General features: G+C 35.6%; 9 protein-coding genes. All 9 read right to left on the bottom strand.

The window, feature by feature from the left end:
* Positions 1-18: 18 nt before the first annotated feature.
* Entirely contained in the window at positions 19-1,965 is a 1,947-nt protein-coding gene (locus tag AC1DY0_RS04680; RefSeq protein ID WP_477187505.1) for an OmpA family protein, read from the bottom strand.
* Between the two features lie 12 nt (positions 1,966-1,977).
* Complete coding sequence (locus AC1DY0_RS04685) at positions 1,978-2,907, bottom strand: PorP/SprF family type IX secretion system membrane protein (protein ID WP_477187506.1); 930 nt, start codon at positions 2,905-2,907, stop codon at positions 1,978-1,980.
* A gap of 37 nt (positions 2,908-2,944) precedes the next feature.
* Positions 2,945-6,544 (bottom strand): T9SS type B sorting domain-containing protein, encoded by a 3,600-nt coding sequence (locus tag AC1DY0_RS04690; RefSeq protein ID WP_477187507.1) that lies wholly within the window; start codon positions 6,542-6,544, stop codon positions 2,945-2,947.
* Positions 6,545-7,200: 656 nt separating this feature from the next.
* Complete coding sequence (gene queG, locus AC1DY0_RS04695) at positions 7,201-8,124, bottom strand: tRNA epoxyqueuosine(34) reductase QueG (protein WP_477187609.1); 924 nt, start codon at positions 8,122-8,124, stop codon at positions 7,201-7,203.
* A gap of 128 nt (positions 8,125-8,252) precedes the next feature.
* Positions 8,253-9,275, bottom strand: coding sequence for a Holliday junction branch migration DNA helicase RuvB (gene ruvB / locus AC1DY0_RS04700; protein WP_116796215.1), 1,023 nt, complete (start codon positions 9,273-9,275; stop codon positions 8,253-8,255).
* A gap of 81 nt (positions 9,276-9,356) precedes the next feature.
* Positions 9,357-11,153 (bottom strand): cytochrome c oxidase subunit I, encoded by a 1,797-nt coding sequence (locus AC1DY0_RS04705; RefSeq protein ID WP_477187508.1) that lies wholly within the window; start codon positions 11,151-11,153, stop codon positions 9,357-9,359.
* Between the two features lie 28 nt (positions 11,154-11,181).
* A complete protein-coding gene (locus tag AC1DY0_RS04710; RefSeq protein ID WP_477187509.1) occupies positions 11,182-12,339 on the bottom strand; it encodes a cytochrome c oxidase subunit II in 1,158 nt (385 codons plus the stop codon).
* Between the two features lie 19 nt (positions 12,340-12,358).
* Positions 12,359-13,687: a quinol:cytochrome C oxidoreductase gene (locus AC1DY0_RS04715; protein ID WP_477187510.1), complete on the bottom strand. Its 1,329-nt coding sequence runs from the start codon at positions 13,685-13,687 to the stop codon at positions 12,359-12,361.
* Between the two features lie 30 nt (positions 13,688-13,717).
* Entirely contained in the window at positions 13,718-14,266 is a 549-nt protein-coding gene (locus AC1DY0_RS04720) for a c-type cytochrome (protein WP_477187511.1), read from the bottom strand.

Raw genomic sequence — 14,266 nt, forward strand, 5'->3', positions numbered from 1 at the left:
TATTAATGTCATAATTAACTACTCGTGCATCGAAACAATAATAAATTCGCTTCGTCTATTGGCTTGATGCTCATCTTCTGTACATTTCACCCCATCTGAACAATGGTTTACCAATTGAGATTCTCCGTAACCATTCCCTATTAATCGAACTGAATTAACACCGTTTTTCACTAACCAATCCACTGTGGCTTTGGCCCTCTTATCTGACAATTTTTGATTGTACTTAGCTGTTTGTCGACTATCAGTATGCGACCGGACTTCGATTTTCATCTCTGGATATTGTTGCATCACCTCCAATACTTTGGCCAATTCATAAGTGGCGTCTTTACGGATTGACGATTCATTCAAATCAAAATAAACAATCGGAATATTCAATGTTTTAGCCAAATCGGTTCCAACTCCTACAGGTTTTATGCGTCGCTCCAAAACCACAGAAAGATCTTTAGTTCCAGAAAAAGTTTTGGTTGTTACAGGAACTTCATTAGTCTGATACTCCTCTTTCTCTCCTCTTACATGATAAGTTTTACTACAATCTACTGGAAAACTATAACGCCCTTGTTCATTAGTTTGAACCACTTGCAGCTGTTTGAAGTTAGCATCAAACAAACTCATTTGAGCATTAACCAAAATTTGACCTGAATCCAAGTCGGTTACCAATCCCGAAAGAGTTTGTTCACAAGTCAGTTTTTTGTTCTCCACAAATCGGTAAATATCATCGTATCCTTTTCCACCTTCTCTATTTGATGTGAAAAATCCGTTTCTGTTTTTACTATTGATTAAAAAAGCAAAATCATCTTCCTTGCTATTAATCGGTTCACCTACATTTTGTATATCATAATAACTATTGTCTCTTCCGGTTCTAGCTACAAAAATATCCAAACCACCTAAACCTGGTCTTCCATCTGAAGCGAAATACAACTCGTTATCTTTAGAGACAAAAGGAAAAGTTTCTCTTCCTTCGGTATTGACTTCAGGGCCAAGATTCTCAGGAACTCCGTAACTGCCATCGTCATTTATTTTAACTCTGAACAAATCAGATTGCCCTAATGTCCCAGGCATATCCGAAGCAAAATACAACATTTTTTCGTCTACGCTCAAAGCAGGATGAGCTACACTATATTCACTACTATTGAATGGTAATTCAGAAACATTATCCCATTGACCATCTTTATCGAGTGTAGCTTTGTATAATTTTAACAAAGTATTCTTATTGGTATCTCTACCTCTTTTGCCTTCCAAAAAATTGTTTCGGGTAAAATACATCGTTTTACCGTCTTGTGTAAATATAGGAGTCGATTCATTGAACTTGGAATTGATTTTGCGTTCGAAGCGTTCTGGTCTCCCCATTTCTCCATCGGGTTTAATCTCTGACCAATACAGATTGGTAAACGATTTATTGGTCCATTTAAATACATTCTTAGCAACTCCACCCGTATCTCTGGCAGATGCAAATACTAGTTTGCTTCCCAAAAATGAACTACCATAATCTGAAAATGCCGAATTTACCCCTGCATCAGCTATTTGAAAGCGATCCGAATTGGCTTTAATCTCTTCAAGATAATTCTTATTATCTTTGAACAGCTTCCCTCGTTTATCGTCAACTTTTTTTAGGTTAAACTGATTCAACATCTCGTCAGCTTTAGTATAATCTCCTTTAGATTTTAAAGTCTGTGAATAACGATAATAATATTCTGGCTCTTGATTAGGGTATAAAGAAAAAAGTTGTTCGTACCACTTTAAGGCCTGTGAAAATTCAGCTTTAAAGTAATAGGCATTTCCTAATTTTTGAAACATTTTTTCGTCTTGATATCCTTTTGCCGCAACTTTTTCATAATTATCTATCGCATCTACGTACGCAAAACGATCATAATTTTTTTCAGCTCTAGTCACTGTTGCTTTTTGTGCATATCCCTGTAAAACAAAAACATTCAAGAGCAGACCGTATAGTAAATTTTTAATTTTCATAGATGATAGGTTTTAAAAGAATCTTGGGGAGATAATTTTGTCGTATTTCTTAAACAATTCGTATCGTAAAAAGATTTCATGTGAACCAGAATTGTATTCTGCAAATTCAGTAGTATCAAAATCATAGCTGTATCCAATAAACCATGAATCGGTGGCTTGAAATCCTACCATGACACTCATGGCTGCATCCCATCTATACGCCAATCCAGCAACAAATTTTTCATTCATCATAAAATTAGCCGACACATCCACTTGTAAAGGGGCTCCCTGAACATACTTGGTTTCCATAGAGGGTTTCAATTTCAAACTTGGACTCAAATTAAAAACATATCCAGCTATCAAATAATAGTTGATTTTCTCTGTAGCGATATGGTTTGTAGAATTCGAGTCTGCTGATTTATCAAAATGCTCGGTTTCAATCAAGTTTGGTGCCGATATTCCGATGTAACTGTTATCAGAGTGCAAATAGAATCCAACTCCAATATTAGGAGAAAATTTATTATCTATATTTTCCTGATACATATTTGGATCACCTGGTTGATAGGTCAGTTTACTGAAATCTAGACTTAACAAATTGGCACTGGCTTTTAATCCAAATGATATTTTATATTTTTCCGACGCAGGGATTGTATACGAAAAGTCAGCAGTGATATTATTCTCTGTAGAAATACCAATTTTATCGTTTACAACTGACAACCCCAGTCCTAATTTACTTTCATTTATAGGGGTATTGATAGAAAAGGAGTTCGTTACTGGAGCTCCATCTACTCCAACCCATTGGTTACGGTGCAAAGCAAAAATACTCATCGTCTGCCTGGACCCTGCATAAGCTGGATTCACCACTATAGTATTGTACATATATTGGGTATACTGGGTGTCCTGTTGCGCTGAACTGACAATAGTAAAAAGCAATACTACCAACCCTATTATTCTTGTTTTCATGTGTTGTTTTTTATTCATAATACTTGGGCTCATATGACTATTTTCTATTCAAATACAAATAACCTGATTTCTCAAAAGCATTGGAATTATTGTCCTTGTATTTCAGTATATAGAAATAGGTTCCAGCAGGTAATTCTTGTGATTTTTCAACAGTAACTCTACCCTCTGAAACACCTCTAAACACTATGTCATCATTGTTATAATGTTCGCGTTCAAACACTAAAACCCCCCAACGGTTAAAAATCTCTATCGAATTGTCCGAATAACATTCTAATCCTTGAATAACCAATTTATCATATTTATCGCTTCCATCTGGTGTTACAGCATTGTACACTTTAATTTCACATCCTGAAAGTGACAATACGGTAGGATTGTCGTTGTCTATATTTTCATAATCCGACTTATCCTCAACTATTCGACCATTTGGACTAGTCCCATAAATAATACCCTGATTAGAAATGGATCCTATATTAATATCCGTTTGCTTAATTATATAAATCCCTTGAAAATGAGTCGTATTAGTTTCTCCTACAGCCAAAGTTAATGGAATTCCTATGATTGTGATTGTAACCCCTGGCAATGGATCTACTATAGTTATGTTTGTTAATGGAACATTTCCTTTATTTGTCACTTCAAAACTATATGTAATAGTTTCTCCTGCCTGAGCATAACCATCAGCATTCTCATCATTGAAATTGGCTTTTTTCACCAATGCAATACTTGGACTGGCAACAAATACAGTTATCGTGGCTGTACTACAATTACTAGAGTTAGCTTTTTCACAAATGCTATAAGTCAAAGTATAAGTCCCCCCTGGAATATTGGACAAAGTATTTAACAATCCAGTTGTTGTCATTGTAAAATTTGGGCTTGAGTTAAAGTTTAAAACTACATCAGACAGTTTTATAGGCAATCCATTAAAAGTATCATTTGCTATAGCATTAAAAATTCCATTTAAGGCTTTTGAACCATCTATGACACCAACATCATCGTTATTGGCTGTTATGGTTATTGTTGGAGCCACCACTGTTACAGTAACTGTAGCAGTATCACAATTTGTCGGATTTAATTTTTCACATATAGAATAGATTAAGGTGTAAGTCCCAGCTGGCGTATTTGCAGGAATGCTAACTTGACCTGATGTAATATCAATACTTGGCACAGGTGAACCTAACGATGTTGGAGTAGCCGGTGTAATTACCGTTAAGTTAACTAATCCTACAACTACAGGAGAACCGTTTAAAATATCAGGAGTTGTTGGATTTTCAAGCAACACATTTCCTGCATTGACAGTTCTATTTATCCCAACGGCCGTTATAGCATCATCAGTTGCACATATCACAGCCGCGTTGCTAAACGAAACAGATGCAGCAGAGATACAGCTTCCATTATTTGAAGTCACAGTATAAGGGGTGCCGAATACCATGCCGCTTACCAAGCCCGTAGCTCCCACCGTAGGTCCGGAAGGACTGAAAACATAATTATTCGATGAATTGTAGTTGCTGATTGTACTCGTGCCTGATGCTGAACAGCTCGAAGCAGTAGTTACAATTGTTGGTAATCCGGGAAAAGCTGATACAATTACCTTTTGGATGGCCGTTACGATTTGTCCGTTGCCGTCATTGAAACTCCAAGTCACCACCGTGGTTCCTTGAGTCGTGATTGGGAAAACCATTGAGGTGGTTCCTGTGATGATTCCTGCACAAGCGTCTGTGGTAGTTGGGGCTGTAGGCGTAACCGAACATTGGCCTGATGCATCGGCTATCGTTGGGATAACAGGTGCTGTGGTGTCGGTAACTACTATGTCTTGGGTTTGTGTGCTGCTGTTTCCTGAAGCATCAGTAAATGTCCAAGTAATCGTAGATGTTCCTTGTGTTAAACGGGTCAATGAATCAGAAGTTATTCCTGTGATCAATCCGCTGCAGTTGTCCGTGGCAGTTGGAGCCGTGACAATTGTTGCGAAACATTGTCCCTCCACTGCAGGCAGGCTTATAACATTGGCAACTGGAACCTCATTATCTGTAACCGTTACCGTGAAGGACTTCACRTCGGTCAGACCCGATGCGTCGGTAGCCGTGTAGGTTACCGTTGTTGWGCCCAATGGAAACAAACTGCCGCTAGAAGGACCAGCCGTCTGGGCAATCGTTACTCCTGGACAGTTGTCCGTTGCAGTTGGAGCGGTCCATGTTGCCAACGCACCGCATGCTCCCGTATCGTTATTTTTACTGATGTTCGATGGTAGCCCAGCAATCACAGGCGCTTGGGTTTCCGTAACCGTTACCGTTTGCGTTGATGTAGCCGACAATCCTGATCCATCGGTAACTGTCCAGGTCACCGTATTTGCACCTTTTGCTAAACTTACTGGCATGGCAACAATGCTTGCTACACTACAGTTGTCTGAAGCCGTTGGCCGGGGTAATTGTGAACTAGCATAAGTGCAGACTCCCGCATCGGCATTTACCACGATTGCAGACAGTGTGGCAATGATCGGATTTTGAAAGTCGGCCACCGTTATGGTAAAACTACAAGTAGCACTAGGAGCACATCCATTACTTGCAGTGACAACAACATTTGTTACACCTTTATTAAAAACGGAGCCTGATCCGGTACCACTCCCTGCACCAGTGGTGGCACCTGAAAAAGTAAAAGTAATGGCAGAAATTGTGGGGTTAGATACTGTTGCAGTATAATTAACAACAGCTGAACAAGAGCCCAAAACATTATTTACTGATTGATTGGTTGGACACGATGTAAATGTAGGAGCGGTATTAACCTTTACTAGAATGGTTTCAAAATTTGTATAAGTAACTCCATTTCTTACTGTTGTAACCGTAAGCTTTGCTGTATAATCATCCTCAACCGCATTAGGAATTGATGGATTTTGTATATTATATGTTGCAGAAAACCCTTTAGTTCCTGAAACTTCCCACAAAAAAGTGAGACTTGATGTATTTACTGCTCCAGAATAATTGCCATTTAATTGTATATCATTGCCAGCACAAGCAGGAGAGACATATGAGGGGTTTGCATTGATTGTTCCGCTACTATTATTTAGATCATCAAATGTAAATTCTGAATTACCGTTTCCAGTACACACGGCATACTTAACAGCTCCCAAATATAAAGCCACATTATTAGAACAATTGGTTTTATCTAGTTTTCCACCACTAAGAACAATTACTGAATTAGCAGGTAATTTTAGTTCCTTATTATTAGAAAATTTCAACAAGCCACCAGTGTTGATTTTGACAGTTAAGGCATTTAATTGATAATCACCATCTATTAAAAGACTTCCAGAACTACCATTCCCAATAATTAAATTAGAAATGCTGTAATAAGGGCCTGCAGCTGGCGGAAAAGGGATAGATGTATTTAGAATAACATCTATTCCGTTTGTTATTGTTACCGTACCAGCATTGGAATTTTGTGCAGGATATGAACTTGCGGTTACCCAACTTGACCCATTATAGACCTGCCAAGTAGCTAAATTAGTCCAGTTACCTGATGCAACAGACATATAGTCCCCAGTTACCTGTCCAAAAGTTGTTTGACTAATCCCGATCAGCATCAAAGAAATACCAATCAGTCCAATCTTTTTTACTAGTTTGGTTCGTAATTCAAGTAAAAATTTTTTCATAGTAATAAATTTTCAAAGCCTAAAGAAAAGACTAGTGTTTTATTGTTGTATTAAGTTTGATGATCAAATCTTTAACATTCAGATGGCACAGCAAAACTTATAATAAGCATTAATATTATTTGATTTAAAGCAATTATATAAACAGAAAATGCCATTAACACAATTGCATAAACAAATGTATTTTCCAGAATAAAATTGTTTTTTATGTAAACAATTAAGAAATGAAAATCTATTAGAGAGTGTCGTTTGTGGCAATGAAATTTCCATTGTGCCGTTTGAAGTAAAAGCACATTTATCTACCGCAAAAACTAAATTTGCAGAGAGTAAAAAAAATAAAAGAAATTTTGAAATTAAATTACAGCAAGTCTCGAAAGTAGTTTTTTTCAATATAATCTCGTTTAGCAGTGTTAATAAGTAGATAAGGTTGATGCGAAAATATAAAAATCCTATGCAACTTGTTAACAACAGCCGATAAAAGACACTTTTAAACGACGAAGTGCGCTTTCAACCAGACAAGTAAGTAAAATGCTGATAAATAGACGTATGAATAAAACAACAATATAGTCTTATAAAAAGAATATCATTAAAAACAAAGTCAATTGAACTTTACTAACAATTTAAAAGGCCATGTTAGTTAAAAAAAGTATTGTTAAAAACTATTTTTTCAAGAAAGTTACATTTCTCTGAATTCCATGAAATTTTGATCGCTTAAGAGGAGAATCCTTAAATACTATTTTAAAAGTTTCTTCGGTTATTTCAATCCAATCTTTTTTAGACATCGAAAGCAATTCGGGATTGGGATTGAACAAAGGTTCATTATGGGGTTTAGAAAAACGATTCCAAGGACAAACATCTTGACAAGTATCGCACCCAAAAGCCCATTCATCAAATTTCCCCTTCATCTCTGAAGGGATATTCTCTTTAAGCTCTATTGTGAAGTAAGAAATGCATTTACTCCCATCTACAACATAAGGCGCAACAATAGCTTCTGTTGGACAAGCATCAATACAGGCTGTGCATGTTCCACAATGGTCTGTAACGGCTTGGTCGTATTCCAGATCCAAATCGATGATAAGCTCAGCAATGAAATAAAAAGAACCCACTTTTTGGGTCAATAAATTACTGTTTTTTCCAATCCAACCCAAACCACTTTTTGCGGCCCAAGCTTTGTCCAAAACAGGTGCAGAATCAACAAAAGCACGTCCAGATACAGCACCAATATTAGACTCTATCGAAAAAAGCAATTCTTTGAGTTTATCTCTTATGACAAAATGATAATCCTGTCCATAAGCATATTTGGATATTTTATAAGAATCAGGATTTTGAAATTCAGAAGGGTAATAATTCAACAAAAGAGAGACCACGCTTTTGGCATCATCAACCAATAAAGTTGGATCCAAACGCTTGTCAAAATTATTCTCCATATAGGACATTTGTCCATTGTAGTTTTGATTTAGCCAATTTTCTAAACGAGGAGCTTCCTGCTCCAGAAAACCAGCTTTTGATATACCACAAGATAAAAACCCAAGACGTTTTGCCTCGGATTTTATAAATTGCGTGTATTTTGATTTACTATTTATGACTTCTTTATTTAAAGAAAATAAAATATTTAGCACCAAAGCCCTAGCCCTGATAGAAGTGGAAATCATTATAAGCCGGTGTTCGGCTTATAAGATTGTAGCGGATAGCAGGAATAGCTCCTAACTATTTAGAACAATCCTCCTTGTATATTAGTTTTAATTTTTCCCAAATGCTTATAGGCTTTTTCAGTTACTTCGCGGCCTCGGGGAGTGCGCATAATAAAACCTTCTTGAATTAAGAAAGGCTCATAGACTTCCTCGATAGTCTCACTGCTTTCGGAAACTGCAGTTGCCAATGTAGACAAACCAACAGGACCTCCTTTGAATTTATCAATAATGGTATTCAAAATTTTATTGTCCATTTCATCCAGACCATGAGCATCTACATTCAACGCTTTTAAGGCATAACGGGCAATTTCAATATCAATGGTTCCATTTCCTTTTATTTGTGCAAAATCACGAACACGACGCAACAAAGCATTCGCAATACGAGGTGTACCCCTACTTCTGCCCGCAATTTCAATAGCTGCTTCCATAGTAATGGGCATTTTGAAAATCATAGCACTCCGTTCCACAATAGTTGTCAAAAGCTCAGTAGTATAATATTGCAGTCTTGAAGAAATACCAAAACGGGCACGCATTGGAGCGGTTAAAAGACCCGAACGAGTAGTAGCTCCAATAAGTGTAAATGGATTCAAATTGATCTGGACTGTCCTCGCATTTGGACCCGATTCGATCATAATATCAATCTTAAAATCTTCCATCGCCGAATACAAGTACTCTTCAACTATCGGGCTCAGACGATGTATCTCGTCTATAAACAGAACATCCCTTTCTTCAAGATTTGTAAGCAATCCTGCCAAATCACCAGGCTTATCCAAAACAGGCCCAGAAGTAATTTTGATACCTACTTCTAATTCATTAGCTAAAATATTAGCCAAAGTAGTTTTACCTAAACCTGGAGGTCCATGAAAAAGAGTATGATCAAGAGCTTCTTTCCTTTGATTGGCAGCGGCAACAAAAACCTTAAGATTTTCCAATACTTGATCCTGACCAGCAAAATCATCAAAAGACAAGGGTCTCAATCTTTTTTCGATATCTAGTTCTTCAGAACTGAAATTATTATTTGTTGGATCTAAGTTTTCATTCATGCGATAAAGATAAAAAAAGTAATCATTGTATATAAAAAAATGCCTCTCAATAATGAAAGGCATTTATATGATTTTGAAATTTTAGTGATGTAAAACTACTTCTCCTTCTTTCATTGGAACTGTCTGTGGTACAAAATCCTCTTCGTGAGCAGGATTACTGTAATCATAAGGCCAACGGTGTACGTGAGGAATTTCTCCTGGCCAGTTACCGTGCATATGCTCTACAGGTGTAGTCCATTCTAAAGTATTAGATTTCCATGGATTTTGAACTGCTTTTTTACCGTAGAAAATACTACTAAAGAAGTTATATAAAAATACTAATTGGAAAGCCCCACCAATCAAAGCAAATGTTGTAATCAATACGTTTACATTTTGCAAATCATCAAATAATGGGAAGTTTGTATTAGTATAATAACGTCTAGGTAAACCAGCTAATCCAATAAAGTGCATTGGGAAGAATACTCCATAAGCACAGATTGCAGTTACCCAAAAGTGAACATAACCTAAATTTTTGTTCAACATTCTTCCGAACATTTTTGGATACCAGTGATATATTCCAGCAAACATTCCATAAAGAGCAGATATACCCATTACTAAGTGGAAGTGAGCTACTACGAAATAAGTATCATGAACATTAATATCTAATGTACTATCTCCAAGAATGATTCCAGTTAAACCTCCAGTAATGAAAGTAGAAACCAAACCAATAGAAAACAACATTGCAGGATTCATTTGAAGATTTCCTTTCCAAAGTGTTGTAATATAATTAAATGCTTTTACTGCAGATGGAATTGCAATCAACAATGTAGTAAAGGTAAATACAGATCCCAAGAATGGATTCATCCCAGAAATAAACATATGGTGTCCCCAAACAATTGTAGATAAAAATGCAATTGCAATAATTGACATAATCATCGCTCTATAACCAAAGATTGGTTTACGAGAGTTTGTAGCAATAATTTCAGAAGTAATCCCTAATGCAGGTAAGATCACAATATATACTTCAGGGTGACCTAAGAACCAGAACAAGTGCTCAAAAAGAACTGGAGAACCACCTTGATAATGTAAAACTTCACCAGCGATATAAATATCAGATAGGAAGAAAGAAGTACCAAAACTTCTGTCAAAAATCAACAATAATGCCGCTGACAATAAAACAGGGAAAGAAACAATACCAATAATTGCAGTTACAAAGAAAGCCCAAATAGTAAGTGGCAATCTTGTCATAGACATTCCTTTTGTTCTTAAGTTAATTACAGTTACAACATAGTTCAAAGATCCCATTAATGAAGATGCGATGAAAATTGCCATAGAAACTAACCATAAAGTCATACCCGCACCAGAACCAGATATAGCCTGAGGAAGTGCACTTAAAGGTGGATAAATTGTCCAACCAGCATTAGCAGGTCCTGACTCAACAAATAATGAACAAACCATTAATACACTAGATAAAAAGAACAACCAATAGGAAATCATATTCATGAATCCTGATGCCATATCTCTTGCCCCAATTTGTAATGGTATCAATAAGTTACTAAACGTACCACTTAATCCTGCAGTAAGAACAAAGAATACCATTATAGTTCCATGTATAGTAACTAATGAAAGGTAAATATCGTTTGCCATTACTCCGTTTGGAGCCCATTTGTCTCCAAGTAATATATTAAAAATCTTAAAAGATTCTTCTGGCCAAGCTAATTGCATTCTAAAAAGCATAGACATACCAACACCTATAACTCCCATAATAATACCTGTAAGTAGGTATTGTTTGGCAATCATTTTGTGATCAATACTAAAAATATATTTGGTAATGAATGTGTCCTTATGGTGGTGTTCGTGTTCGTGATCGTGTCCGTGATCGTGACCTTCTGCTGACATATATTTATCCTTTAAATTTTCTTAATAATTATTTCATAGCTATTTTCGCAACAGCTGCACTATCTTTTGCAAGAGTTGAATCTTTAGTTGGAGCTGCATCTGGAGCAGCTGGTTCAGCTTTAGAAGCTTTTACTTCACTAACCAAAGCAGTTTTTTCACTCAACCATTTTTTATAATCCTCAGGAGTATCAACTACAACTTTCATTTGCATATTATAGTGAGAAGCTCCACAAATCTTGTTACATAATAACAAATATTCAAAAGTGTAAGGATCTAAGCCAGTCTCTCCTTTAGCCACTAATTCTAAACTTTTTTTAGCTCTAATAGCATTAATATTAGCAACTTTCTCAACCATATAAGGCAAAGCTTGATATTCGGCTGTAGTATATATTGGAGTAAAAGCGAACTCAGTAACCATACCTGGTACACAGTTCATTTGAGCTCTAAAATAAGGGAAGTATGCTGAATGCAATACATCTTGAGATCTCATCTTGAAGTGAATTTTTTTACCTTTAGGTATATGTAATTCTGATACCACAATATCATCTTGTGCATATGGATCAGACAAATCAACTCCAAGAGTATTAACTCCTTCAATTAATCTAACATTTGCTTTCCCTAAAACATTATCAGCTCCAGCATATCTTGCAGTCCATTTAAATTGCTGAGCATATAACTCAACAACTACTGTATCCTCATCCTCATCAATAAACATGATATTTGTCCATGCATAAAGACCATAAAGAATCAAACCAGCCAAAACAACAGCAGGAATTACACTCCAAATTGCTTCTAATTTATTATTATCTGCAAAATACAAGGCTCTTTTATCCTTATTACCTCTATACTTAAAAGCAAAGTAATGCAATAGTACTTGAGTAATTGCTTGAACAGTAAAAATCAACACCCATGTGATATTCATTAGGTTATCAATCAAAGCACCATGTTCAGATGCAGGAGTATGAAGAACTAATGGTCCCCATGTGTAAACACCATATATTGTAAAGATATAAATGAAGGCCAAAAAACCAAACATTAAATATCCTTGTACATTGTTATCGTCATCGTTTGCAACTTGAGAATTGTCCGAAGTCGAAGCAACTTGCGTTAAATCGAATATTTTCGTCAATTGCCAAACAGCAACAGCCAATAAAACTAAAACTATAATTACCAACAAACTTGTCATCTGTTTATCTCTTTAAATATTAATAATGAAAATGTTTACTCTCTTCTATATATGGATTTCTTTTTGGTAACAAAGGAGCTTTAGTTAATGCTGAGAAGACAACAAAAATAAATAATCCAAGAAAGAATAAAACCGATGCAATTTCTGAAACACCAATAAACCAGCTACCACCAACGGTACCAGGCATAATCATATTAAAGAAGTCAATATAATGACCTAATAAAATTACAATACCAGCCATAACTAAAATCCAAGTGATTCTTTTGAAATCAGTATTAATCAAAATTAAAACTGGGAACAAGAAATTCATAACAACAGCGCCAAAGAAAGGCAAATTATAAACTTGAATTCTCATTACAAAATAAGTAATCTCTTCAGGTATATTAGCATACCAAATTAACATAAATTGAGAAAACCATAAGTAAGTCCAAAACACACTGATTCCAAACATAAACTTAGCTAAATCATGGATATGACTTGTATTTACATTTTCTAAATAACCTCTAGATTTTAGATAAACAGTCACCATAGCAATCATAGTAATACCACTTACAAAGAAACTAGCAAATACATACCATCCAAAAAGTGTACTAGACCAGTGTGGATCTAAAGACATAATCCAATCCCAAGACATAATAGATTCTGAAACAATAAAGAATACTAAGAACATAGCTGATATGTTAAAATTCTTTTTGTAAAAACTATTGTCATCTGATTCATCTTGAGCTAAACAATTTTTTCTAGAGAAATAACGGTAAGCATTCCAACCAGCTAAAAATACTGCTGCTCTAACAATCCAAAATGGAAAATTTAAATAACCAGATTTATTAGCAATAATTTTATCATGAGCAACAACTTCAGGATCTAACCATATAAACAAATGATTAAAATGTAAGCCACATAAAATTAAAAAGATGAAGAAAATAACAGATCCCACAGGTAAGTAGGCCGTAATTCCTTGCATTACTCTAAAAAGTACTGGAGACCAACCTGCTTGTGCTACTTGTTGAATACCATAAAAAACCAATGTTCCCAAAGAAAGTAACATAAAGAAAATACATGCTACATATAATGCAGACCATGGTTTGTTCTCTAATTGATGCAAAACATGAGTTAAATGTTCTGTATGTTCCGCTTCAGCTTTCACTTTTGCTTCAGCAGAAACTGCGTGAGCTCCTTCAGATTCACTACTTGCTTCATGATGACTACCATGAGCATCAGCAGCAAGTATTTTTTCAACATCTTGAATATCTTTAGGTGCAGTTAAAAAACCATATCCAATTCCTAAAAGACCAACAGCCATTAAGACGAAAGAAAAAGTTTTTAATTTACTTGAAAATGTATACATATCTATTACGATCAGTTTGTTCAACAATTATTATTGTGCTTTTAGTTCAAGAACATAGTCAGCAACTAACCAACGTTCGTGTGCACTCATTTGATTAGCATGTGAGCCCATAGCATTTAAGCCATAAGTTTCAACATAAAAAATACTTCCTTCAGTAATTTCTCTGTCTTTGTAATTAGGAACACCTAGAAATTTTTCTCTTTCAACTAATTTTCCTTTACCATCACCAGCAGCACCATGACAGCTAATACAATAAATTTCAAAAAGCTCTTTTCCTTTACCTGAATTTCTGTCTAATGAATCTAAAGGAGATTTCAAATTAGCTTTAGCTAACGCATATCCTTCAGGCGTATGCTCATATTCAAAAGGCTCAAAACCTCTATTTATTGAACCAACAGGTGGAAGTTGACCTTCTTTACCGTTTTTAAATACATCAACTGGAGCTGGAGCATAAGTTTCACCACTCACTGCCTCATACATATTAGGCATGTATTGATAATTAGGCTTATCATTACTATGACATGACGAGACTATTATCATTAAACCCAATACAAGTGTTATTTTATATAAACTTTTCAT

Source organism: Flavobacterium sp. P1_E4 (genome assembly GCF_056405915.1).